This window comes from Streptomyces sp. WM6378, from assembly GCF_001279695.1.
GTDB lineage: Bacteria > Actinomycetota > Actinomycetes > Streptomycetales > Streptomycetaceae > Streptomyces.
Window position 1 is genome coordinate 1 of the sequence record NZ_LGDD01000070.1, and the last position, 23,996, is coordinate 23,996.

The 23,996-nt window shown below is 71.4% G+C and carries 17 protein-coding genes and 1 tRNA gene; 8 read left to right on the plus strand and 10 right to left on the minus strand.

Going from position 1 to position 23,996, the window contains the following annotated elements; all coding sequences use genetic code 11:
- Positions 1-663 (plus strand): serine hydrolase (locus ADK54_RS08985; protein ID WP_053725020.1); only part of this gene is annotated, 663 nt, incomplete at its 5' end.
- Positions 664-716: 53 nt separating this feature from the next.
- Here the strand turns inward: ADK54_RS08985 and ADK54_RS08990 are convergent.
- From ADK54_RS08990 to ADK54_RS09005, 4 genes are all read right to left on the minus strand, one after another.
- Positions 717-1,691 carry a ribose-phosphate diphosphokinase gene (locus tag ADK54_RS08990; protein WP_053725021.1) on the minus strand — a complete coding sequence of 325 codons (975 nt, stop codon included), beginning with the start codon at positions 1,689-1,691 and terminating at the stop codon, positions 717-719.
- Between the two features lie 126 nt (positions 1,692-1,817).
- Positions 1,818-3,266, minus strand: coding sequence for a bifunctional UDP-N-acetylglucosamine diphosphorylase/glucosamine-1-phosphate N-acetyltransferase GlmU (gene glmU / locus ADK54_RS08995; RefSeq protein WP_053725022.1), 1,449 nt, complete (start codon positions 3,264-3,266; stop codon positions 1,818-1,820).
- Positions 3,267-3,400: 134 nt separating this feature from the next.
- Positions 3,401-3,473 (minus strand) — tRNA-Gln (locus tag ADK54_RS09000).
- Positions 3,474-3,480: 7 nt separating this feature from the next.
- Positions 3,481-4,359: a hypothetical protein gene (locus ADK54_RS09005; RefSeq protein ID WP_053725023.1), complete on the minus strand. Its 879-nt coding sequence runs from the start codon at positions 4,357-4,359 to the stop codon at positions 3,481-3,483.
- A gap of 154 nt (positions 4,360-4,513) precedes the next feature.
- Here ADK54_RS09005 and ADK54_RS09010 point away from each other — a divergent pair, with 154 nt between their 5' ends.
- A complete protein-coding gene (locus ADK54_RS09010; protein ID WP_053725024.1) occupies positions 4,514-5,833 on the plus strand; it encodes a sensor histidine kinase in 1,320 nt (439 codons plus the stop codon).
- Between the two features lie 214 nt (positions 5,834-6,047).
- On the opposite strand, the gene ADK54_RS09015 is transcribed toward ADK54_RS09010, so the two are convergent.
- Both ADK54_RS09015 and ADK54_RS09020 read right to left on the minus strand, forming a co-directional pair.
- On the minus strand, positions 6,048-6,536 hold the full coding sequence (locus ADK54_RS09015) for an SUKH-3 domain-containing protein (protein WP_053725025.1): 489 nt from the start codon (positions 6,534-6,536) through the stop codon (positions 6,048-6,050).
- A gap of 41 nt (positions 6,537-6,577) precedes the next feature.
- Complete coding sequence (locus ADK54_RS09020) at positions 6,578-7,093, minus strand: YwqJ-related putative deaminase (RefSeq protein ID WP_053725026.1); 516 nt, start codon at positions 7,091-7,093, stop codon at positions 6,578-6,580.
- Positions 7,094-7,342: 249 nt separating this feature from the next.
- Between ADK54_RS09020 and ADK54_RS09025 the strand changes: the two genes are divergently transcribed.
- The 3 genes from ADK54_RS09025 to ADK54_RS09035 all read left to right on the plus strand — a co-directional run bounded on the left by ADK54_RS09025 (position 7,343) and on the right by ADK54_RS09035 (position 12,160).
- Entirely contained in the window at positions 7,343-8,329 is a 987-nt protein-coding gene (locus ADK54_RS09025) for an SMI1/KNR4 family protein (protein WP_078966231.1), read from the plus strand.
- Positions 8,330-8,337: 8 nt separating this feature from the next.
- On the plus strand, positions 8,338-11,004 hold the full coding sequence (locus tag ADK54_RS09030; RefSeq protein WP_053725028.1) for an SUKH-4 family immunity protein: 2,667 nt from the start codon (positions 8,338-8,340) through the stop codon (positions 11,002-11,004).
- Positions 11,005-11,257: 253 nt separating this feature from the next.
- Entirely contained in the window at positions 11,258-12,160 is a 903-nt protein-coding gene (locus tag ADK54_RS09035) for a cellulose-binding protein (protein WP_199826908.1), read from the plus strand.
- 20 nt (positions 12,161-12,180) lie between these two features.
- Here the strand turns inward: ADK54_RS09035 and ADK54_RS09040 are convergent, their stop codons facing one another.
- The gene (locus ADK54_RS09040; RefSeq protein ID WP_053725030.1) at positions 12,181-13,773 is read right to left on the minus strand and encodes an MFS transporter; all 1,593 of its coding nucleotides are present in this window, start codon (positions 13,771-13,773) and stop codon (positions 12,181-12,183) included.
- Between the two features lie 315 nt (positions 13,774-14,088).
- On the opposite strand from ADK54_RS09040, the gene ADK54_RS09045 reads away from it, so the two are divergent.
- Both ADK54_RS09045 and ADK54_RS09050 read left to right on the plus strand, forming a co-directional pair.
- Positions 14,089-14,877, plus strand: coding sequence for an ABC transporter ATP-binding protein (locus ADK54_RS09045; protein ID WP_053725031.1), 789 nt, complete (start codon positions 14,089-14,091; stop codon positions 14,875-14,877).
- Positions 14,874-17,453 (plus strand): ABC transporter permease, encoded by a 2,580-nt coding sequence (locus ADK54_RS09050; protein WP_053725032.1) that lies wholly within the window; start codon positions 14,874-14,876, stop codon positions 17,451-17,453. Before ADK54_RS09045 ends, ADK54_RS09050 begins: the two co-directional genes overlap by 4 nt.
- A gap of 3 nt (positions 17,454-17,456) precedes the next feature.
- On the opposite strand, the gene ADK54_RS09055 is transcribed toward ADK54_RS09050, so the two are convergent.
- Genes ADK54_RS09055 through ADK54_RS09065 form a run of 3 tightly spaced genes read right to left on the minus strand, consistent with a single transcriptional unit; the run spans position 17,457 to position 19,846 of the window.
- Positions 17,457-18,893: a DUF2079 domain-containing protein gene (locus ADK54_RS09055; protein WP_420717279.1), complete on the minus strand. Its 1,437-nt coding sequence runs from the start codon at positions 18,891-18,893 to the stop codon at positions 17,457-17,459.
- Between the two features lie 16 nt (positions 18,894-18,909).
- On the minus strand, positions 18,910-19,362 hold the full coding sequence (locus ADK54_RS45795) for a hypothetical protein (protein ID WP_053725033.1): 453 nt from the start codon (positions 19,360-19,362) through the stop codon (positions 18,910-18,912).
- The gene (locus tag ADK54_RS09065; protein WP_053725034.1) at positions 19,355-19,846 is read right to left on the minus strand and encodes a SigE family RNA polymerase sigma factor; all 492 of its coding nucleotides are present in this window, start codon (positions 19,844-19,846) and stop codon (positions 19,355-19,357) included. The genes ADK54_RS45795 and ADK54_RS09065 overlap by 8 nt, the downstream gene beginning before the upstream one ends.
- A gap of 609 nt (positions 19,847-20,455) precedes the next feature.
- Here ADK54_RS09065 and mfd point away from each other — a divergent pair.
- Complete coding sequence (mfd, locus tag ADK54_RS09070) at positions 20,456-23,989, plus strand: transcription-repair coupling factor (RefSeq protein ID WP_053725035.1); 3,534 nt, start codon at positions 20,456-20,458, stop codon at positions 23,987-23,989.
- Positions 23,990-23,996 lie beyond the last annotated feature (7 nt).

The window sequence follows — 23,996 nt, forward strand, 5'->3', positions numbered from 1 at the left end:
GGGCGCGCCCCCGGCCCCACCGGCCTCGCCGTCATGCGCGACGCCGCCCGCCTCTCCCTGCGCGACCTCGCCTCCCTCGCCATCGCCGTCAGCGACAACGCCGCCGCCGACCTCCTCTGGGACCACCTCGGCCTCGACACCGTCAACGCCACCATGAACGCCCTCGGACTCACCCGCACCATCGCCGTCCACAACCAGGCCGCCCTCTACGCCACGATGGTCACCGACACCGGCCGCAGCGGCCCCGCAGCCCTCGTCGACCCCGCCGCCGTCGCCCGCCTCACCGTCCTCGACCCCACCCGCACCAACCGCTCCACCCCCCGAGAAATCTGCGCCCTCCTCGCCGCCATCTGGCGCGACGAGCTCTGCCAAGAACCCTGGGCCGACGAACTACGCGCCATCCTCGGCGTCCAGGCCTGGAGCCACCGCCTCGCCTCCGGCTTCCCCTTCGACGACGTACACGTCAGCGGCAAAACCGGCACCCTGCCCACGCTCCGCCACGAAGCCGGCGTCGTCGAATACCCCGACGGAGGGCGCTACGCCGTCGCCGCCTTCACCCGCGCCGCCTCCACCGCCGCCACCCTGCCCGCCGCCGACGCCGCCATCGGACGCGCCGCCAGAATCGCCGTCGACGCGCTACGGGCCACACCCACCAGAGCATGAAGAAGGGGCCGCGCCCGAAACCGGACGCGGCCCCAACTCCCAACAACTACAAGCTAGTTCTCCTCGAACAGACTCGTCACCGAGCCGTCCTCGAAGACCTCGCGCACCGCGCGGGCGATCGACGGAGCGATCGAAAGCACCGTGATCTTGTCGAGCTCCAGATCCGACGGATCCGGCAGCGTGTTCGTGAACACGAACTCGCTCACCTTGGAGTTCTTCAGACGGTCCGCGGCCGGACCCGACAGGATGCCGTGCGTCGCCGTCACGATGACGTCCTCCGCACCGTGCGCGAACAGCGCATCGGCAGCGGCGCAGATCGTGCCACCCGTGTCGATCATGTCGTCGACCAGGACACAGACGCGGCCCTTCACATCACCGACGACCTCGTGCACCGTCACCGTGTTGGCGACGTCCTTGTCACGACGCTTGTGCACGATGGCGAGCGGCGCGTCCAGACGATCGCACCAACGGTCGGCGACCCGCACACGACCCGCGTCCGGAGACACGATCGTCAGCTTCGAGCGGTCGACCTTCGCACCCACGTAGTCCGCCAGCACCGGCAGCGCGGTGAGGTGGTCCACCGGACCGTCGAAGAAGCCCTGGATCTGGTCCGTGTGCAGGTCGACGGTGAGGATGCGGTCCGCACCCGCCGTCTTCAGCAGATCGGCCACCAGACGCGCCGAGATCGGCTCACGGCCCTTGTGCTTCTTGTCCTGACGGGCATAGCCGTAGGACGGCACGATCACCGTGATCGAGCGGGCCGACGCGCGCTTCAGCGCGTCGATCATGATGAGCTGCTCCATGATCCACTTATTGATCGGAGCCGTGTGGCTCTGGATCAGGAAGCAGTCCGCACCACGCGCCGACTCCTGAAAACGAACGTAGATCTCACCGTTCGCGAAGTCGAAGGCCTTCGTCGGCACGAGGCCCACACCCAACTGGTGCGCAACCTCCTCGGCCAGCTCGGGGTGGGCGCGGCCGGAGAAGAGCATCAACTTCTTCTCGCCGGTCGTCTTGATCCCGGTCACAGCACAGTCTCCTCAGACGTGTTCGATGCCGCTGCACCCGCGCGGTCCCTGTCGCGGCGAGCCAGCCGAATATGTGCACCTGTCGCATCTATCACGGTACGCCGTGAAAGACGCGCCCGGATCCGGTCAGTTCTCCCCGCTCGACTGCTCGGCCGCAGCCTGAGCAGCCTGCGCGGCAGCACTTCCCGGACGCTTGCGCTCCACCCAACCCTCAATATTCCGCTGCTGGCCACGGGCGACAGCCAACGAACCCGGCGGCACATCCTTCGTGATCACCGAACCCGCAGCGGTGTAAGCACCGTCCCCCACTGTGACAGGAGCAACAAACATGTTGTCCGAACCCGTCTTGCAGTGCGAGCCGATCGTCGTGTGATGCTTGGCCTCACCGTCGTAATTCACAAACACACTGGCCGCGCCGATGTTCGTGAACTCACCGATCGTCGCGTCCCCCACGTACGACAGATGCGGAACCTTCGTCCCCTCACCGATCGTCGCGTTCTTCGTCTCGACGTACGTACCGATCTTGGCCTTCACCCCGAGGCGCGTACCCGGCCGCAGATAGGCGTACGGGCCGACCGTCGCACCCTCACCCACCTCCGAGTCGTACGCCACCGCATTGTCGAGCCGAGCGTCCCGGCCCACGACCGTGTTCGTCAGACGCGAATTGGGACCCACCTCGGCACCCGAAGACAGATGAGTCGTCCCCAGCAGCTGAGTACCGGGAAGCACCACGGCATCCTGCTCGAAAGTCACCTGAACATCGACGAACGTCGACGCCGGATCCACCACCGTCACACCCGCGAGCATCGCCCGCTCCAGCAACCGGTCATTCAACAAACGACGCGCCTCGGCCAACTGCACCCGATTGTTGATCCCCAGAATCTCCCGGAAATCCCCCGCCAACGACGCACCGACCCGATGCCCCGCCTCACGCAGAATCCCCAGCACATCAGTCAGATACTCCTCACCCTGACTGTTGTCCGTCCGCACCTTCCCCAACGCATCCGCCAACAACGCGCCGTCGAACGCGAACACACCCGAATTGATCTCACGAATCGCGCGCTGCGCCTCGCTCGCGTCCTTGTGCTCGACGATCGCGGTGACCGCACCCGAGACGTTGTCCCGCACGATGCGGCCGTAGCCCGTGGAGTCGGCGACCTCGGCGGTCAGCACGGTGACCGCGTTGCGGTCCGCCTCGTGCGTACGGGTCAGCTCCGCCAGCGTCGCGCCGGTCAGCAGCGGGGTGTCGCCGCACACCACGACGACCGTGCCCTCGATGGTCTGGCCCAGCTCCTCCAGCGCCATCCGGACGGCGTGGCCGGTGCCGTTCTGCTCGTACTGGACCGCGGTGCGCACCTCGGCGTCGATCGCGCCGAGGTGGGCGGACACCTGCTCGCGGGCGTGGCCCACGACCACGACGAGGTGCTGGGGGTCCAGCTCACGAGCGGCCGCCACGACATGGCCGACGAGCGAGCGCCCGCAGATCTCGTGCAGAACCTTGGGAGTGGCCGACTTCATGCGGGTGCCCTCACCCGCGGCGAGGACGACGACGGCGGCCGGGCGGGTTGCGCTCACGGAGGTGCCCTTCGGCTTCGGGGGGTGGACACCCGAAGGATACCGGGGGGTTTCGCGGATGAAATCGGGGTGGGTGGCCCGGAAAACGCGGCGGGTCCTGACTGGTGCAGTCAGGACCCGACAAAGTAGGGCAGCTCCGCCGCTAGGACTCGAACCTAGACCGAACACCTCCAAAGGGTGCCGTGCTGCCAATTACACTACGGCGGAACACGCGTCATGGAGCAGAAGGTCGCCCTTCGCTCGAAACGCTGCCGACTACTATGCCGCACCACCAGCCCTCGATGCGACGGTAGAGGTCGGCGCTTTGCTGGACGTGGATGACCAGGCAACCCCGATAAGCCTCGTTCACGTTCTTGCGAACCGTCTTGGCGTTGTGCTTCTTCAGGGTTGTCTTGCCGAAGTGGGCGAGGTCCGTCTGGACCAAGTCTGCCCAGTACCGCTCTGCTCCTTGCACGTCGGCCGATTCGTGGATCATGAGGTGGAACTTCAGGCGGTGCGGTTCGACGCCGAGTAGCCGGAGCCAAGCCAGGAAGAGCAGGACCATGTCCGGGTCGCTGTTCACGAAGGCGACCCGCTCCCTACGAGCGTGCGGCTTGTCCTTGGTCCCCTCCGCCCAGTAGAGCCCGACGCCGATCAGGAAGAGCTCGCGGTCGGTCATGGTGCCGATCTCGTCCGCTGCGCGTTGCTTGGTCGCCTGCCGCTCCTCCTCGCGCCGCTGAAGCGTCGCCTCCCAGCCCCGTCGGGCTATGGCCGAGGCCTCCTCCGGGGTGCGGGTGCGGTCCGGCTTGGGGAGGTCGCGGACCCACAGGGATATAGAGCTCTTCGAGCAGCCGAGCTCGACCTGGATCTGGTCGTACGTCATGCCCTGCGAGCGGAGCTCTCTCGCCCGGTCGCGGAGGTCGTCCTTGGCGTTGGGGCGCTTGGTCCACTCGGGGGCCGGTTCGCCGTTCAGGAGGCGGTTCAGGAGGTCGTTGTTGTCGACGAACAGGCGGTCGCGGATCTGGCGGCGGCTGAGGCCTTCTCGGCGCAGGGCGACGGCCTGCTCGCGCAGGGCCTCGAAGTCGGCGTATTTGCCGGGTGTGGTCGATGTCATACGGACACGCTCGTCCGGAATGCGGATGTCCGCTCGAATAGGCGGTCGATTCACTACATCAGGGGATGATCGACGATTTCTGGCGTGTTCGAGGGGATTTCGTGCTGCGCACGCCGACGGAAAAACGTTCGCGCTCGCCCGTAGTCTGGGTGCTATGACCGCAACGGGGGCTTACCAGGAAGCCACGGGGTTGACCTCCCGTGGCTGGTGGTGGTGGGAACGCAGGCGCAGCGCGGTGCTGGATGTGCTGCTCGGGGTGATCTCCGCGCTGGAGTGTGCGCTGGAGGGTGTGAGTTTCGCGGGGGACGCGGGGTTGCCCGTGCCGGCCGGGGTGTTGCTCGGGCTTGCCGCGGGGGCGTCGTTGGTGCTTCGGCGGCGGTGGCCGATCGCCGTGGTGCTGGTGTCGATCGCGGTGACGCCGGCCAGCATGGGCTTCATTCTGAGCGTGGTGGGGCTGTACACGCTGGCCGCGTCGGATGTGCCGCGCCGGATCACGGCGGCGCTGGCGGGGATGTCGGTGGCGGGGACCTTCATCGTCACGTTCGTGCGGATGCATCAGAGCGTGGCGCGGGGTGATTACGACCCGGGGCGCTGGTACGTGCCGCTGGTGTCGCTGGTGATGTCGCTCGGGATCACGGGTCCGCCGCTGCTGTACGGGTTGTATATAGGGGCGCGGCGGCGGTTGATGGAGTCGTTGCGGGAGCGGGCGGATTCGTTGGAGCGGGAGTTGTCGCTGCTCGCGGACCGGGCCGAGGAGCGGGCGGAGTGGGCGCGTACGGAGGAGCGGACGCGGATTGCCCGGGAGATGCATGACGTGGTGGCGCACCGGGTGTCGTTGATGGTGGTGCACGCGGCGGCGTTGCAGGCGGTGGCGCGTAAGGATCCGGAGAAGGCGGTGAAGAACGCGGCGCTGGTCGGTGACATGGGGCGGCAGGCGTTGACGGAGTTGCGGGAGATGCTCGGGGTGTTGCGGGCTGCGGATCAGCAGCCGGTGGCGGTGCGGGTGGATCCGGTGCCGTTGGCGGCGGTGGGGGTGGCTGCCGCGGCTGCCGCCGCTGCCGCGGAGGAGGGGCCGTGTCTGGCGGACATCGAGGCGTTGGTGGGGCAGTCCCGGGAGGCCGGGATGGTGGTGGAGCTGATGGTGCAGGGGGAGGTGCGCGGGTATGACGCGCTGGTGGAGCAGACGGCGTACCGGGTGGTCCAGGAGGCGCTGACCAATGTGCACAAGCATGCGGCGGGCGCGAAGGTGATGGTGCGGCTGGCTCGGCGTGAGGCCGAGGTGGCGATGCAGGTGGAGAACGGTCCTGCGGACGGGGTTACGGAGGATGCGGGGTTGCCGTCCGGCGGCAATGGTCTGGTGGGGATGCGGGAGCGGGTGACGGCGCTGGGCGGGGTGTTCGTGTCGGGGGCGACGGATGCGGGTGGGTTCCGGGTGTCGGCGGTGCTGCCGGACCGGGCTCCGGTTGTGTCGTAGCGTCCCTGGGGCTCCGCCCCAGACCCCGGGTGCGCCCCCACCCTGGCCCTGGGGGCTCCGCCCTCAGACCCCCGTTCGCGCCTTAAGGGCGCTCGTCCTCAATCTCCCCCAAGGCCTTAAGGGCCAGGGGGGGGAGATTGAGGACGGGCTGAAGATGCCGGTCCGGCCCAGCACCATCCTGTTGGGGCGCGGCTGGCCAGGTCCGGGGTTCGGGTCAGCCCGATGTCAGGCGGATTGGCTGGGTGCCCGTGAGCAGGGTGTTCAGGGCGTGGTCGATGTCGGGGCCGAGGTACCAGTCGCCGGTGTGGTCGAGGGAGTAGACGCGGCCTTCGGTGTCGATGGCCAGTACGGCCTGTTGGTCGCCTTCTTCGCCGAGGGGGGCGATGTCGGTTTCGAGGGCGCGGCCGAGGTCGGCGAGGGTGCGGGCGAGGTGGAGGCCGGCGAGGGGGTCGAAGCGCAGGGCGGCGGGGGCGTTGCGGCGGCCGGGGCCCGGGGCGGTGAGGCTGAGGCCGCCGAATTCGGCCCAGGCTTCGACGGCGGCGGGGAAGACGGTGTGGCGGTGTCCTGCGGGCGAGGTGTGGCCGCGCAGGACGTCGGCCCAGGCTTCGGCCTGGCGGATGTCCCAGCGGCCGGGCTGCCAGCCGGCGGTGCGCAGCGCGGCGTCGACGGGGACGGGGAAGCGGGTGGTGGAGATGTCCGGCATCGGCCGCGGCCTTTCCGTGAGGTTTTGGTAGTGGGGTCGGCTCAGGGTTCGACGCTGCGGACGCCGAAGTGGTCGAGCAGGGCGGTGCAGGAGCGGCAGGGGGGTGCGTAGCTGCCGTGGAGGGGGTCGCCGTCCTCGCGTATGCGGCGGGCGGTGAGTTTGGCGTGTTTGAGGGCGCGGCGGGCCTCGCCGTGGGTGAGGGGTTTGCGCTGGGCGCGTTTGGAGCGTCCTGTTTCGACGGCGGTCAGGTGTCGGGAGAGCAGGATGGCTTCGGGGCAGCGGCCGGTGAAGCGTTCGCGTTGGCTGCTGGTGAGGGTGTCGAGGTAGTCCTGTACGAGGGTGTGCAGGATCGGTGGCTGTTCGCCCTTGCCGGCGGTGCAGGTGAGGGTTTCGCCGCGTACGGAGAGGGCGGCGGCGATGGCGGGGAGGATGCCGTCGCGGCGGTGGCGGAGTAAGGGTGCGGCGGTGGTGGTCGTGGCGCTCCACCCCAGGCGTGGGTCGCCCGGTGTCTCATTTATCGCGCTTGTTGCTGATGTTTCGCCTGGTGCGGTGTGCATGGTGCTGTGTTCCTCCCACTGGCCGCGGCTTCAGCCGCACGTGTCAGCGCCCCCGAGTTGCGGGGACAGCCTGCCAAATGTGCGTACTGGTACGGAAGCTGGGGCGTGATAAGCCGCGCGTCGCGGGCGCAGGGTGATGCGGCTGTGACGGTTGGTGACCGATATGCGGGGCCGGGACCCGGTATTGCCTCACCGCATAGTCTGGTCCTCACCAGCCAGACGCAGAGCACGCAGCAGGGGGCAACCGCCATGACGACAGGTCGGCTCGGGCAGCATGCCGCGCCACCGAACGCGGCCTATGCCGGGCAGGTCGTGCACTTCCCGGATCCGGTCCGGGCCTCCCGGCATCCCAGAGGGGTGCGGGTGGACGAGAACGGCTTCCCGGTTTTCTCGGCGTACGCCCGTGCGGCGGCGGAGATCGCGGAGCCGCCCGAGGGTTTCGGGGTGGACGAGCTCCGGCTGACCGACTACGTGTCGGCGAACGCGGCACTGGCCGCGGCGGGCCACGAGCTGTGGGACACGATCGCTCCGGTGGCGACGCCGCACGGCTGGACGTGGCATCACGTGCCGGGCGGCCGCCGTCTCGAACTGGTGCCGGTCGAGGTGAAGGCGCTGCTGCGGCATTACGGCGGTCTCGCGACGGCGCAGGTCGAGCACGGCAAGCGGGGTACGCGTCCGCTGCAGGAGACGCGGCCCGCGCATTTCGGTCTGCCGAAGGGTTCGGTGTCGGTGACGGAGTCCCAACTCCTGGGTGTGGAGGAGGACTTGGGGTACCGGCTGCCGGGTGCCTACCGGTCGTTCCTGAAGGCGGCGGGGGGTTGTGCCCCGGTGGGTGCGGCGCTCGACGCCGAGCTGGGGCTCCTGGTGGACCAGCCGTTCTTCACGGTGCGTGAGGAGGCCGCGGTCAATGACCTGGTGTACATCAACAAGTGTCTGCGTGATCACCTCACCAAGGACTATCTGGGCGTCGCGTTCGTCCAGGGCGGGATCCTCGCGGTGAAGGTGCGGGGTTCGGCGGTCGGTTCGGTGTGGTTCTGCGCGTACGACGACGCGCGGGACCGGGACGGGCTGAGCGTGCACGAGCGGGTGGAGCAGCTGCTGCTGCCCTGTGGGGACGATTTCGATGCGTTCCTGGCGCGGCTCGCGGGCAATCCGCCGGAGCTGGAGACCGTGGCGAACCTGATGGTGGACGGCGGCTTCGCGCGCGCCGTCGAGACGACCTCGGTAGGGGAGTGAGCCGGCCGATGGTGACTTTCGCTCAGGCGCAGGAGCGCGCGGAAGAGTGGATCAACGGCGATGTGCCCGCGTATCAGCACCGTGAGGTGCGGGTGCGGGAGTTCGAGCTGGGTTTCGTGGTGTGGGCGGAGGACCGCGAGAACGGGCCTTCGGGCGGTGGTGGCGCGCAGCGTCTGGTGATCGCCCGGGACAGCGGCGAGGCGTCGCTGTGGCCGGCGCTGCCGGTGGGTGAGGTGATCCGCCGGTACGAGGAGGAGTACGGGGTGCCCGAGGGCGCGCCGCCCGCGCCGGAGCCCCCGGCGCGGATCGATCTGAACCAGACGTCGTTCCTGCTGAGTCCGCCGGAGTGGTTGCAGGAGGCGGCGGACAAGCTGGGGATTCCGGACCGGCGGGGCGAGGGCGCCGCTTCGGGTGCCTCTCAGGGCGCTGGTTCCGGTGCGTCGCAGGGGGCCGGTGTTTCTCAGGGTGCCGGTGTGCCCGGTGCCGGGGCGGCTCCCGGCGCCCCCGCTCCCGCTGCTCCCGAGCCCGCGTGGCCGGCGCCCGCCGCCTCGGAGGGCGGTCCGGCCGCCGGGACTCCTGCCGGGGCCACGCCCTGGGCGGGGACGGACACCAACGCCGGTTCGGACGACGGTTCGGTGCCGCTGCCCGCGACGGTGTTCGCGCCCGCGCTGTCCGGTTCGGACGAGGAGGACGCGGCCCCGCCGAGGGCGCTGCCCGAGGCGAAGACCGCGCTGATGGCGGGGGGCAGTCAGCTTCCGCCGACGGCCCTTGCGCCGGCGCTCGACCCGCAGGCCGGGCCGCCGGCGGGGTCGACCCCGCCGCCGGTCGCGCCCGCTCCCGTCCCGCCCGCCCGCTCCACCGGCCCCGCGTCTTCGGGCGCCGGGGACATCGCGGACGCGGCCACCAGCAAGGCGGTCGGGCCGCCGCCGGGTGCGCGGGCCGCGCGCGGCGGGGTTTCGACGACTCCGCCGCCGCCCGGTGCGCCGGGTACTCCGGGTGCCCGTCCGGGCGCGCCGGTGCCGCCGCCCGCGCCGGGTTCGACTCCGCCGCCGGGTGCGCCCGCGGGCGGTTATCTGCCGACGCAGCTGGTCTCACACCTTGGCCCCGAGGGCGCCCAGCCGCCCGGCCCGCCGACACCGCCGCCCGCGCAGGGCGGGGTGCACCAGGCGGCCACGATGTTCGCGGACCCGAGTCAGCTGGGCCCGGCCAGCCAGGGTGGCCAGGGCGTTCCGGCGCCTCCGGGCCCTCCGGGCGCCCCCGGCGCCCCGATGCCTCCGGGCCCGCCCGGTGCGCCCGGCACCCCGCCCGGCGGGGTGCACTATGCCGCGACGATGTTCGCGGACCCGAGCCAAATGGGCCCCGGCGGTCCCGGTGGCCCGGTGCCTCCCGGTCCTCCTGGGGCGCCCGGCACTCCTGGTGCCCCGATGCCGCCCGGCCCGCCCGGAGCCCCGGGCGCTCCCGGCGCGCCCATGCCGCCCGGTCCGCCCGGTGGCCCGCAGCCGCCCGCGGTTCCGGGTGCGCCCGGTGCTCCCGGTGGCGGCGTGCACCAGGCGGCGACGATGCTGGCGGGGCCCGCGCAGATGGGTCCCGGTGGCCCGGGTGCTCCGATGCCGCCCGGTCCTCCCGGCATGCCGCCGGGTGGTCCCGTACCGCAGGCGTCGCCCGCGTACGGCTATCCGCAGCAGCCCCCGGCGGGGCCGCCGACGGTCGGCCCGGGTTATCAGGCGGTGCTGCGCTACCGCGCGCCCGACGGGTCCGAGCAGCAGCTCATCCGCCGTTCGGCGCCGGGCATTCCGCACCCGGAGTGGCAGATCTTCCATGAGCTGCGGGCGATGAACGTGCCCGCCGACCATGTGCTCGAACTGCACACGGAGCTGGAGTCGTGCGAGCTTCCGGGCGGTTACTGCGCGCGGATGATCCGTGAGCAGTGGCCGCAGGTGCGGATCACGCATGTCGCCCCGTACGGCAAGGATCACGGCTCGCGTCGGCAGGGTGTGCAGCATCTGCTCACCCACCAGGGCGAGTTGGCGCAGGTGGCGGACGGTCCGGCCAGGCCGCAGCCGGTGCGGGCGCCGATCCCGGCGGTGCAGCCGGTGCCGCCGCTGCCGCCGGAGGGGGTGGCGCACGAGCTGGCGGGCGCGTTCGGGCCGCAGGGCGTGTTCCGCTTCGACCAGCGCGCGGTGTCGCGGCAGGGCGTGCCGGAGGTCGTGGCGGTCACGTTGGTGTGGGCGGGTCTTCCGGTGGACTTCGGGCCGTTCTTCTGGGCGCAGGCCGCGCCCGGGCAGCCGGTGCCGACGCTGGCCGAGCTCGCCCAGCAGCGCGGTGTGCAGCCGGCCGCGGACGCGGGCTCGTACCTGGTGATGGGCTCGGACTTCGGGCGGGCGATCTGTGTCCAGTACGGGACCGCGAACATCGTGGCGGTGCCGGTGGAGGCGGGGCCGGGCGGGCAGTCGGTGCCGCCGCAGTTCGTGAACTCGGGGCTGCCCGAGTTCGTACGCTCGCTGGCGCTGCTCGGCCGGATGTGGCGGCTGCGGTTCGGGCTCAACCCCGAGCAGGCGGGCCGCTGGACGGTCGACTTCCAGGCGCAGCTCGCGGCGCTGGACCCGGCGGCCCTGGCCTCGCCGGAGAGCTGGTGGTCGGTGCTGCTTGAGCAGTTCTGGGACGGGCTGCTCTGACCGTTGCCTTTCGCCGTGCCGAGGCGCTCACCGTGCGGGTCGCGGTGGGCGCCTCTGGCGTGTGTCACCTGGGCGATTCCGGCTTCTGACGCCAATTGGCGCATCCTTGGGCGTGCGGTGTGGGCGGAGTGTCGCGTTATGACCACTTCGCTTCGATCGGTCAGGATTCGATCGATCAGGGTGAGTGAGTGAGCGCCGACCAGCCAGGACGGGGACGCCGGGTCGCCCGTGGGTGCCAAGGAGAGGCTTCAGGATGAGCGCAGCATCGATGCCACCGCCGCCGTCGGCGGAGCCGTTCGGCTACAGCCGGGGCCGTGGCTACCGTCCCGATCAGGTCGACCGGACGCTGGCGCGGACCTCGCAGGAGCGGGACGCGGCCTGGGAGCGGGCGGCCCGGCTCACCGTGCTCGCCAAGGAGATGGGCGCCCAGGCGGCCGTCCTGCGCGAGCAGGTCACGGCGCTCTCCCCGCAGACGTACGAGGGCCTCGGCGGGCGCGCCGGGGTGCTGTTCGCGTTGACGGTCGAGGAGGCGGACGCGCTGCGGGCCGGGGCCGAGGAAGCGGCGGCCGGGCGGATGCGTGCCGCCGAGGAGGCGGGCCGGGCGATCCGGGACGCGGCGCGGGCGCACAGCGAGGGGGTGCTCGCGGCGGCCGAGGCGTGGGTGCAGCAGACGCTGCTCGCGGCGCGTACCGAGGCGGACGAGCTGCGGGTCGCGGCCCGCGTCGAGGCCAAGGAGCAGCGTGAGGAGGCGGCCGACGCGCTCGACGAGATGCGCCGGCGCTGCGAGGAGTTCCTGGCCGGGCAGGAACAGGAGTGCACCGAGGCGTTCGAAGCCGCCGAGCGTGAACGGGCCGCGCGGGAGGCCGAGTTGGACGCCTCCGTCGCCGAGCTGACCGCCGCCGCCGAGGCGGGCCTGGAGGAGGCGCGGCGCGCGTTCGCCGAGGCCGAGGAGAGCGCGCGGCGCGACCAGGAGGACGCGGAGGAGCGGGCGGCCGAGCTGGTGGCCGAGGCGCGCGCCGCCGAGGAGCGGATCGAGGCGGAGACGGAGCGGTTGCTGCGCGAGCACGCCGGGGCCCGCGAGGAGGTGCAGGCGCACATGACGCACGTGCGCAACAGCCTGGCGACGTTGACGGGCCGCACGCCGGACGAGGGCTGATCCGCCAACTCGCCTTATCTCTAAGGGAGTTGGTCCTTGTCGGGCTCGGCGAGGACCGGGAAGCGGCGCGGGGCCAGGAAGAGCAGGACCAGCAGGGACAGGACGGCGGCGAGCGCGGCGCCGACGTAGACGTGGCCGACCGCGCTCGCCACCGCCCGGCGCAGGTAGTCGGCGGCGTCGGCGGTCAGGGACGCCGGGTGTTGCAGGGCGTGCGAGACGGAGTCGAGGTCGCCGGGCAGGCCCGGCATGGGGGCGTGGGCCAGGCGGGCGGCGAGGGTGGCGTTGGCGATGGCGCCGAACAGGGCCGCGCCGACCGACTGGCCGACCTGGCGGCAGAACAGCACGGACGCGGTCGTGGTGCCGCGCTCGGCCCAGCCCACCGTCGACTGGACGCCGATGATCAGCGGGAGCTGGAACAGGCCGAGCGCGCCGCCGAGCAGCAGCATGAGCAGCGCGGGCTGCCAGGCCCGGCCGGGGAAGGGCAGCAGCGGGAAGGCGGCGAGGATCAGCGCGGCCAGCGCGATGCCGGTGATCGCGGAGTTGCGGAAGCCGATGCGGGTGTAGACGCGGCTGGAGAGCGCGGCGGACAGCGGCCAGCTCAGCGTCATCACGGACAGGACGAACCCGGCGGCGGTGGGGTTGAGGCCGAGGACGGACTGGGCGTAGGTGGGCAGGAACACGGTCGGGGCGACCATCAGCAGGCCGAGCCCGCCGAGCGCCAGGTTGACCGCGGCGATGGTGCGCCGGCGCCACACCCAGCCGGGTATGACGGGCTCGGCGGCTCGGCGCTCCACGTACACGGTGAGCGCCGCGAGCGCGGCGCTGCCCGCGAGCAGGGCGAGTGAGGGCGTCGACAGCCAGGGCCAGGCGACGCCGCCTTGGACGAGCGCGGTGAGCAGCAGGGCGCCGGTGGCGAAGACGCACAGCGCGCCCGCCCAGTCGATGCGGGGCCGGGCGGCGGGCCTCGGCCGGGCGGGTTCGGTGAAGTGCCGTACGACGAGATAGAGGGCGACCGCGCCGACGGGCACGTTGATGAGGAAGATCCAGCGCCAGTCCGCGTACGTGGCGAGGAGGCCGCCGAGGGCGGGTCCGGCGACCGCGGAGACGGCCCAGACCGTGGACAACTTGGCCTGGATCTTGGGGCGTTCCTTGAGCGGGTACAGGTCGGCGGCGATCGTCTGGACGGTGCCCTGGAGGGCGCCGCCGCCCAGGCCCTGCACGACGCGGAAGGCGATGAGCGCGGCCATGTTCCAGGCGAACGCGCAGAGCACCGAGCCGGTGAGGAAGACGATGACGCCGGCGATGAGGACGGGCTTGCGGCCGAAGGTGTCGGAGAGCTTGCCGTAGACGGGCAAGGTGACGGTCACGGCGAGCAGATAGCCGGAGAACAGCCAGGAGAAGACGGCGAATCCGCCGAGGTCGCCGACGATCTGGGGGACGGCCGTCGACACGATGGTGCCGTCGAGGGCGGCCAGGGCCATGCCCATCATGAGGGCCGCGACGACCGGGCCGCGCCCGCGCGTGGGGGCGGCGTCCGGTGCCGCGCCGGGTATCGCCGCTCCGGTGCCGGGTGCTTCGTCGGAGACGCTCACCGAGATCCCTTCACTGTGCATGCATCTGGGGGACCCACCTTCTCACCCGGGCCTGGAGTCGCGGCAGGGGTGGAGGCGGCCCCGACACGCACTCCGCCCACGGGTGGAGACCCCTAAGGGTCGGGCCCTACTTGGGGGCAGGGGGCGTTCGTCCCGGCGGAGGAGGTGGCGGTATCCCTTCGGTCCTTACCTTGGTTTTACGTCGAGGCGCGCGGCCGGGGGTGGGGAAAGCCCCACCTCAAGACTGCGCCTGGCACCAGGGCGCGGGGGCCCTGCATGGCCCGACACTCGATGCGTACGTCAGCGACTGGCTGAAATTGACCTAGGAGAATTACCGTGACAACGGCTGTGACGATTCCCAGGCACGGGGACACTGGAGGGCGCACGGCGGTCGCGGCCCGGGCGCGGCAGGTCGTGAAGGCGTACGGATCGGGGGAGACCCGGGTGGTCGCCCTCGACCATGTCGATGTCGACATAGCCCGCGGCCAGTTCACCGCGATCATGGGCCCCTCGGGTTCCGGCAAGTCCACGCTGATGCACTGCCTGGCGGGGCTCGACACGGTGACCGGCGGCCAGATCTACCTGGACGAGACCGAGATCACCGGGCTCAAGGACAAGAAGCTCACCCAGCTGCGCCGGGACCGGATCGGGTTCATCTTCCAGGCCTTCAACCTGCTGCCGACGCTGAACGCGCTGGAGAACATCACGCTGCCGATGGACATCGCGGGCCGCAAGCCGGACGCGAAGTGGCTGGAGCGCGTCGTGGAGACGGTGGGCCTGGCGGGGCGCCTCAAGCACCGGCCGACCCAGCTCTCCGGCGGCCAGCAGCAACGCGTCGCCGTGGCACGGGCGTTGGCGGCCCGGCCGGAGATCATCTTCGGTGACGAGCCGACCGGGAACCTGGACTCGCGGGCCGGCGCCGAGGTGCTTGGCTTCCTGCGCCAGTCCGTCGACGAGCTGGGCCAGACCATCGTGATGGTCACCCACGACCCGGTGGCCGCCTCGTACGCGGACCGGGTGCTCTACCTCGCGGACGGCCGCATCGTGGACGAGATGTTCCGCCCGACCGCGGACGCGGTCCTCGACCGCATGAAGGATTTCGACGCGCGGGGGCGGACCTCGTGAGCGTGTTCAAGACCTCGATGCGCAACTTCCTCGCGCACAAGGGGCGGATGGCGCTCTCCGCCGTCGCGGTCCTGCTTTCGGTGGCGTTCGTGTGCGGCACGCTCGTGTTCACCGACACCATGAACACCACCTTCGACAAGCTGTTCGCGGCGACCTCCTCCGACGTCACCGTCAGCCCCAAGTCGGCCTCCGACGACGGCGCCCCCTCGCGGACCGGCAAGCCCGACGCGCTGCCCGCATCCCTGATCCAGCGGGTCGAGAAGGCGCCCGGCGTGGGCAAGGCCGAGGGCGGCGTCGGCAGCACCAGCGTCACGGTCGTCAACGCCAAGAACGAGAACATGGGCTCCTCCACCGGCGCCCCGACCATCGCCGGCAACTGGACCGACAACGACCTCAAGGCGATGGAGATCACCTCCGGGCACGCCCCGCGCGGGCCGACCGAGATGATGGTCGACGCCGACACCGCCGACAAGCACCACCTCAAGATCGGCGACTCGCTGCGCACCATCGCCGTCACCGGCGACTTCACCGCCAAGATCACCGGCATCGCCACGTTCAAGGTGACCAACCCTGGCGCGGCCATCGTCTACTTCGACACCGCGACCGCCCAGAAGGAACTCCTGGGCGCCACCGGCCAGTTCACCCAGATCAACGTCACCGCGGCGAGCGGCGTGAGCGACACCCAGCTCAAGCAGAACGTGGCGGCCGCGCTCGGCTCGGGCCCGTACAAGCTCCAGACGGCGAAGGAGGCCGCGGACGCCAGTAGGGACAGCGTCGGCTCGTTCCTCGACGTGATGAAGTACGCGATGCTCGGCTTCGCCGGGATCGCCTTCCTCGTCGGCATCTTCCTGATCATCAACACGTTCTCGATGCTGGTCGCCCAGCGCACCCGCGAGATCGGCCTGATGCGCGCGATCGGCTCCAGCCGCAAGCAGGTCAACCGCTCGGTGCTCCTGGAGGCGCTGCTGCTCGGCGTGTTCGGCTCGATCCTCGGTGTGGGCGCGGGAGTCGGTCTCGCGGTCGGCCTGATGAAGCTGATGGGCTCCATCGGGATGGAGCTGTCCACCGGTGACCTCACCGTCAAGTGGACGACGCCCGTGATCGGCCTGGCCCTCGGTGTCGTGGTGACCGTCGTCGCCGCCTACGTCCCGGCCCGGCGGGCCGGGAAGATCTCGCCGATGGCCGCGCTGCGCGACGCCGGCACCCCGGCCGACGGCAAGGCCGGCGCCATCCGGGCCGCCATCGGCCTGGTCCTGACCGGCGCGGGCACCGCCGCCCTGTTCGCCAGCGCCAACTCATCGAAGGCGGCGGCCGGTTCGGGCCTGCTCGGCCTCGGCGTCGTCCTCACCCTGATCGGCTTCGTGGTCGTCGGCCCGCTCCTCGCGGGCGGCGTCGTGCGGGTGATCAGCGCCCTGGTGCTGCGGATGTTCGGCCCGGTCGGGCGGATGGCCGAGCGCAACGCGCTGCGCAACCCGCGGCGTACCGGGGCGACCGGCGCGGCCCTCATGATCGGCCTCGCCCTGGTGGCGTGCCTCTCGGTGGTCGGCTCCTCGATGGTCGCCTCGGCCACCAGCGAGCTCGACAAGTCGGTCGGCGCGGACTTCATCGTGTCCTCCGGCACCGGCCAGCCGATCGTGCCGCAGGCCGCCGAAGCCCTGAAGAAGACCCCGGGCATCGAGCACGTCACCAACTACAAGGACATGGACGCGAAGGTGACCGCCCCCGACGGCAGCACCTCCAAGGGCGAGAACCTGATCGCCGCCGACCCGACGTACCAGCAGGACCTGCGGCGCAAGGTGGTTTCCGGCGACCTGGCCGCCGCGTACGGCAAGAACGCGATGTCGGTCGGCGACACCTACGCCACGGCGCACCACGTCAAGGTCGGCGACTCGATGACCGTCGCCTTCAAGGACGGCGGGACCGCCCGGCTGAAGGTCGCGGCGATCACCTCGGACGACACCAACGTCGACAAGGCCGCGATGTACACCAGCATCACGACGGCCGCGAGCTACGTCCCCGCCGACCGGATGCCCAAGAACGTGATCATGTTCGCGAAGGCGGACGACGGCAAGGCCAAGGAGGCGTACGCGTCCCTCAAGGACTCGCTGAAGGCGTATCCGCAGTACAAGGTGCAGAACCAGGCCGACTTCAAGCAGGACCTGAAGGACCAGATCGGCCAGCTCCTGAACATCGTGTACGGCCTGCTCGCCCTCGCGATCATCGTGGCGGTGCTCGGTGTGGTGAACACGCTGGCCCTGTCGGTGGTCGAGCGGACCCGGGAGATCGGCCTGATGCGGGCGATCGGCCTCTCGCGCCGGCAACTGCGCCGGATGATCCGCCTGGAGTCGGTGGTGATCGCCCTGTTCGGCGCGCTGCTCGGCCTCGGGCTCGGCATGGGCTGGGGCACGACCGCCCAGAAACTGCTCGCCCTTGAGGGCATGGGCGTCCTGGAAATCCCCTGGCCGACCATCATCACGGTGTTCGTGGCCTCGGCCTTCGTGGGCCTGTTCGCGGCGCTGATCCCGGCGTTCAGGGCGGGACGGATGAACGTCCTGAACGCGATCGCGACGGATTAGTCCCTAGCCGAGCTTCAGCAGTACGTAACCCCCTGCCACCCCGGCGACCGTGTAGACGGCGCCGGGGTGCAGTGCTGTCGCGTACCGGACGGGGTCGCCCGCCCAGCCGTCGGAGTTGTCGAGCGCGATGTAGGCCGGGGTCACCGGGCGCGCTGCGCCGACCCAGAAGACGCGACAGCGGGAGGTGAGCCGGGCGATCGGCCCGATGTTCGCCTCGACGGTCGCCCCGTCCGGAATCGTCCCCAACAGGCGCTCCACAGCGGCCACTTGAGGGCTCTTGCGGTACGCGGCCGGGTCGGTCAGCGCGGCCAGCGGCAGCGAGAGCGTCAGGGCGAGGGCCGCCGCGGCCGCGCAGGCCGGCAGGTCGCGGGCGTACGAACGCAGCCAGGCGCGCTGGCTGTGCCGCGCGGTGGCCACCGCGTCGGCGAGGGCCAGCGCGAGGACCGGCATCAGGACCGCGCTGTAGTGCCAGTCCGTCGACCAGTAGTGGTCGTCCGAGGACAGGAGGCGCCAGCCGAGGGTGGGCAGCGCGACGAGCAGCAGCGGGGAGCGCAGCGCGAGGAGCCCGGTGGTGGGGAGCAGCGTCCACAGCAGGGTGCGGCCCTTGACGTCCCAGCCGGCCAGCGGGCCCGCGCCGCCGTTCACCTTGCCCCAATAGTCGTACGCCCCCGAGGAGTTGAAGGCGGGGATGACGACGGTGAGGGTGACCAGGGTGGCCACGGCGCCGAACGCGGCCACGGCGACGGCGTACCGCACGGCGCGGGGCGAGGTGGCGCGGGCGCGTACCGCGACGACGACGGCGAGCGCGGCCGTCGTCAGGCCGAGGTCCTCCTTCACGAGGACGAGGGGCAGCGCGTACAGGAGGGCCGCGCGCCACCGTCCGCGCAGCACCGCCTCCAGGGCGAAGGCGATCAGTGGGACGGCGAAGCAGATCTCGTGGAAGTCGAAGTCGACGGCCCGCTGGATCCCCCACGAAAGCCCGAACGCGACGCCGACGGCGAGCCCGCGCCGCCGCCCGAGCAGCCGGGCCGAGGCGCGGGTCACCGGGACCGCGGCCAGCGCGAACAGGGCGGACTGGGCGACGAGCAGGGTGACCGGGGTGGGGAACAGCCGGTAGGCGGGGGCGAGCAGCGCGGTCACCGGACTGAAGTGATCCCCGAGGATGTCGGTGCCGGGCCCCTTCAGATCGGCGACGGGCGCCTGGAGGTGGGCGTAGGCGCGCACGACCTGCTCGAAGATCCCGAGGTCCCAGGAGAGGGTCTCCATCCGCCGGTAGCGCAGGACGCCGAGGGCGGCGTAGGCGAGGAAGAGGGCGGCGGCGAGGAGGTGGGGATCGGCTGCCGGGGGCGGGGATATTCGGGGCCGAGGTCCGTCCTGTTTCTTTTGTTTTGCGGGTATATGGGAGGAGTTTTCGGGCAGGGTGAGGAGAGCTCCGGACACGGTGGGGTTCCTTGGATCAGTGGGGGCGGGCGGTGGGGGTGACGGATCCGGAGCCGTCGGAGAGGGAGAAGGAGGGGGACGGGGTAGGGGACGGCGAGCCGGAGGGCACGGCGTGCGAAGGGGTGGCGGAGCCGGTCGTCGGCGGGGCGGGGTAGGAGGGGCTCGGCCGCTCGGACGGCGTCCCCGAGCCCTGCACGGCGGAGGGCGTGCCGGCGTCCGGGGTGGACGCGGGCAGCACCGGCGGGCTCTGCTGGAGCCGCAGGCCGAGCGCGGCGCCGGACCCGGCGAGCAGGCACACCGCGCAGGCGGCGAGCGCGGCCATGTTGCGGCGGCGGCGCCGCAGGCCGCGTGCGGCGACGCGTTCGGCGGGCTCGGGGACGATGCCGCGGCCGCCCGCGTCGGCGGCCCGCTTCAGGGCGCGGGCCAGGGACTCCTCGTCCCGGTGGAAGTCAGAGTGGAAGTCAGACACCGTGTTCCTCCTCCAGGAGACGGGGCGCGAGGGCGGCCCGGGCGCGCGAAAGGTGGGTCTTGACGGTGCCGGCGCTGATGCCGGTCTCGTGTGCGACCTGGTCCACGCTCAGGTCGCACACGTAATGCAGTACGGCGACACGGCGCTGGCGGTCGGAGAGGCCGCGCAGGGCGTCGATGAGGGCGACGGTTCCGGGGTCGGGTTCGGGGGCCTCGGCGCTGTGCACCTGGTTGTGGCGCCGCCACGCCTCCGCGGCCCTGCGGCCGCGCCGCCACCGGCTCACCGCGAGGCGCCAGGCCACGGTCCGCACCCAGGCCTGCGGCCCGGCCCCCGCGTCGAGGCGGCTCCGGCGGCCCCAGGCCCGCACGAACGCCTCTTGGACTACGTCCTGGGCCTCGTGGAGGTCGCCGGTCATCAGGTAGACCTGGCCGACCAGCGGTTTCACGGAGTGAGCGTAGAACTCCTCGAACTCCTCGTCGGTCAATGCGGCGCTCCCGTGGGGGGTGGATGGGTCTCAGGGGGTATACGCGCTGGGGGCGGCGCGCGGTTGACACCCCGGGGCGACTTTTTCGCGTGGCGGTTCGGGGCGCCGAGGCGGGGGCGCCCTGGGGCTCTGCCCCAGACCCCGGGGGTCCCGCCCCACCCCTTCCCGAAACCCGCCGGGGGAGTTCGTTCGGCTGCGGCCCGTCGGCTGCTCTTGGGGCTCCGCCCCAGACCCCGTTCGCGCCTGAAGGGCGCTCGTCCTCAATCGCCGGACGGGCTGAAATGCTCCGGTGCGGGCCAGCACAGACCCTGCCAGGGGCGCGGGGAACTGCGCGAGCAACCACGCACGGCCTGCGGACGAAGGGGCGGAGAGGGGTTCTGGGCACAGCCCAGGGGAGCCCGCACCGGATCCTGCTAAGGGGCGCGGGGAACTGCGCGACCAGCCGTCCACGGTCCGCAGGCCGAAAGGTGACGGGGCCCGGGGCGCAGCCCCAGGGGGTTGAGCTGCAGCGGGCGGCAGGTGTCAGTGGGGCGTCGTACGCTGGAAGCCCCGGCCCGTACGACGTGTCGGGCGGTTCGCGTTGCCCACTCCCCGGGATGGATGCCCTTCATGAGCCTGCACGGTCTGCTGGACGCCGTTGTACGAGACCCCGCGCTCGCCGAAGCGGTGAAGGCCGCCACCGACGGCCACCGGATGCACGTCGACCTGGTCGGCCCCCCGGCCGCCCGTCCCTTCGCGATCGCGGGCCTCGCGCGCGAGGCCGGGCGCCCCGTGCTCGCCGTGACCGCGACCGGCCGGGAGGCCGAGGACCTGGCGGCGGCGCTGCGCTCGATGCTGCCCGCCGAGGAGATCGTCGAGTACCCGTCGTGGGAGACGCTGCCGCACGAGCGGCTCTCGCCCCGCAGTGACACCGTGGGCCGAAGGCTCGCCGTACTGCGCCGCCTCACCCACCCCAGCAAGGACGACCCGTCGGCCGGCCCGGTCAGCGTCGTGGTCGCCCCCATCAGGTCCGTGCTTCAGCCTCAGGTCAAGGGGCTCGGGGATCTCGAACCCGTCGCGCTCCGCATCGGGCAGTCCGCCGACCTCAACACCGTCGTCGAAGGGCTCGCCGCCGCCGCGTACTCCCGCGTCGAACTCGTCGAGAAGCGCGGGGAGTTCGCCGTGCGGGGTGGCATCCTCGATGTCTTCCCGCCCACCGAGGAGCACCCCCTGCGCGTCGAGTTCTGGGGCGACGACGTCGAGGAGATCCGGTACTTCAAGGTCGCCGACCAGCGCTCCCTCGAAATCGCCGAGCACGGGCTCTGGGCGCCGCCCTGCCGCGAGCTGCTGCTCACCGACGACGTGCGCACCCGCGCCGCCGCCCTCGCCGAGGAGCACCCCGAGCTCGGCGAGCTGCTCGGGAAGATCGCCGAGGGCATCGCGGTGGAGGGCATGGAGTCCCTCGCCCCGGTCCTGGTCGACGACATGGAGCTGCTCATCGACGTCCTGCCCAAGGGCTCGATGGCGGTCGTGTGCGATCCGGAGCGGGTGCGGACCAGAGCCGCCGACCTGGTCGCCACCAGCCAGGAGTTCCTCCAGGCGTCCTGGGCGGCGAGCGCGGGCGGGGGGCAGGCGCCCATCGACGTCGACGCCGCCTCCCTGTGGGGCATCGCGGACGTCCGCGACCGGGCCCGTGAGCTCGGCATGATGTGGTGGTCGGTCTCGCCGTTCGCCGCCGACGAGGCAGATTTCGACGAGGAAACCCTCAAGCTCGGCATGCACGCCCCCGAGACGTACCGCGGCGACACCCAGCGCGCGCTCACCGACACCAAGCAGTGGCTCGCCGACGGCTGGCGCACGGTGTACGTGACGGAGGGCCACGGCCCGGCCTCGCGCACCGTCGAGGTCCTCGGTGGCGAGGGCATCGCGGCCCGACTGGCCGTGGATCTGGGCGAGTTGACGCCGTCCGTCGTGCAGGTCGCCTGCGGCGCCATCGACTACGGTTTCATCGACCCGGCGCTCAAGCTCGCCGTCCTGACCGAGACCGACCTCACCGGCCAGCGCACCGCCACCAAGGACCTGGGCCGCATGCCGGCCCGCCGCCGCAAGACCATCGACCCGCTCACCCTGGAGGTGGGCGACTACATCGTGCACGAGCAGCACGGCGTGGGCCGCTACATCGAGATGGTGCAGCGCACCGTGCAGAACGCGACCCGCGAGTATCTGCTGGTCGAGTACGCGCCCGCCAAGCGTGGCCAGCCCGGCGACCGACTCTACATTCCCACCGATCAGCTGGAGCAGGTCACCAAGTACGTCGGTGGTGAGGCCCCGACGCTGCACCGGCTCGGCGGCGCCGACTGGACCAAGACCAAGGCGCGCGCCAAGAAGGCCGTCAAAGAGATCGCCGCCGACCTCATCCGGCTGTACAGCGCGCGCATGGCCGCGCCCGGTCACGCCTTCGGCGCCGACACCCCCTGGCAGCGCGAGCTGGAGGACGCTTTCCCGTACGCGGAGACCCCCGACCAGCTGTCGACCATCGCCGAGGTCAAGGAGGACATGGAGAAGACGGTCCCCATGGACCGGCTGATCTGCGGCGACGTCGGCTACGGCAAGACCGAGATCGCGGTGCGCGCCGCCTTCAAGGCCGTCCAGGACGGCAAGCAGGTCGCCGTCCTCGTGCCCACCACGCTCCTCGTCCAGCAGCACTTCGGCACCTTCACCGAGCGCTACGCCCAATTCCCAGTCAACGTAAGGGCGTTGAGCCGTTTCCAGTCCGACACCGAGGCCAAGGCCACGCTCGAAGGGCTCAAGGACGGCTCCGTCGACCTCGTCATCGGCACGCACCGCCTGTTCTCGTCCGAGACCAAGTTCAAGGACCTCGGCCTGGTCATCGTCGACGAGGAGCAGCGCTTCGGCGTCGAGCACAAGGAGCAGCTGAAGAAGCTCCGCGCCAACGTGGACGTGCTGACCATGTCCGCGACGCCCATTCCCCGTACGCTCGAAATGGCCGTCACGGGCATCCGCGAGATGTCGACGATCACCACGCCCCCCGAGGAGCGCCACCCCGTCCTCACCTTCGTCGGGCCGTACGAGGAGAAGCAGATCGGCGCCGCCATCCGGCGCGAGCTGCTGCGCGAGGGTCAGGTCTTCTACATCCACAACCGGGTCGAGTCCATCGACCGGGCGGCCGCCCGGCTGCGCGAGATCGTGCCCGAGGCGCGCATCCAGACCGCGCACGGCCAGATGGGCGAGAGCCAGCTCGAACAGGTCGTGGTCGACTTCTGGGAGAAGAAGTTCGACGTGCTCGTCTCGACGACGATCGTCGAGTCCGGCATCGACATCTCCAACGCCAACACCCTGATCGTCGAGCGCGGCGACAACTTCGGCCTCTCCCAGCTCCACCAGCTGCGCGGCCGGGTCGGCCGTGGCCGCGAGCGCGGCTACTCCTACTTCCTGTACCCGCCGGAGAAGCCGCTGACCGAGACCGCGCACGAGCGGCTCGCCACCATCGCCCAGCACACCGAGATGGGCGCGGGCATGTACGTGGCGATGAAGGACCTCGAAATCCGCGGCGCGGGCAACCTGCTCGGCGGCGAGCAGTCCGGGCACATCGCGGGCGTCGGCTTCGACCTGTACGTCCGCATGGTCGGCGAGGCCGTCGCCGACTACCGGGCGCAGATGGAGGGCGGCGAGCAGGAGGAGGCGCCGCTCGAAGTCAAGATCGAGCTGCCGGTCGACGCGCACGTCCCGCACGACTACGCGCCGGGCGAGCGGCTGCGCCTCCAGGCCTACCGCGCGATCGCCTCGGCCAACTCCGAGGAGGACATCAAGGCGGTGCGCGAGGAGCTGACCGACCGGTACGGCAAGCTGCCCGAGCCGGTCGAGAACCTGCTCCTGGTGGCCGGTCTGCGCATGCTGGCGCGCGCCTGCGGGGTCGGCGAGATCGTGCTCCAGGGTCCCAACATCCGCTTCGCACCGGTGGAGTTGAGGGAGTCCCAGGAGCTCCGCCTCAAGCGGCTCTACCCCCGTACGGTCATCAAGGCGCCCACCCGGCAGATCCTGGTGCCGCGCCCGACCGCCGGGAAGATCGGCGGCAAGCCGGTGGTGGGGCGGGAACTGCTGGCGTGGACGGGCGAGTTCCTGACCACGATCCTGGGGTCCTGAGGAGCAG

Excerpts from the sequence above, each read along its gene's own strand:
- ADK54_RS09035 (WP_199826908.1), top strand. The coding sequence starts at position 11,258 with ATGAGCGCAGCATCGATGCCACCGCCGCCGTCGGCGGAGCCGTTCGGC.
- ADK54_RS09025 (WP_078966231.1), top strand. The coding sequence starts at position 7,343 with ATGACGACAGGTCGGCTCGGGCAGCATGCCGCGCCACCGAACGCGGCC.
- ADK54_RS09005 (WP_053725023.1), bottom strand. The coding sequence starts at position 4,359 with ATGACATCGACCACACCCGGCAAATACGCCGACTTCGAGGCCCTGCGC.
- ADK54_RS09010 (WP_053725024.1), top strand. The coding sequence starts at position 4,514 with ATGACCGCAACGGGGGCTTACCAGGAAGCCACGGGGTTGACCTCCCGT.
- ADK54_RS09020 (WP_053725026.1), bottom strand. The coding sequence starts at position 7,093 with ATGCACACCGCACCAGGCGAAACATCAGCAACAAGCGCGATAAATGAG.
- ADK54_RS09040 (WP_053725030.1), bottom strand. The coding sequence starts at position 13,773 with ATGCACAGTGAAGGGATCTCGGTGAGCGTCTCCGACGAAGCACCCGGC.
- ADK54_RS09015 (WP_053725025.1), bottom strand. The coding sequence starts at position 6,536 with ATGCCGGACATCTCCACCACCCGCTTCCCCGTCCCCGTCGACGCCGCG.
- mfd (WP_053725035.1), top strand. The coding sequence starts at position 20,456 with ATGAGCCTGCACGGTCTGCTGGACGCCGTTGTACGAGACCCCGCGCTC.
- ADK54_RS09030 (WP_053725028.1), top strand. The coding sequence starts at position 8,338 with ATGGTGACTTTCGCTCAGGCGCAGGAGCGCGCGGAAGAGTGGATCAAC.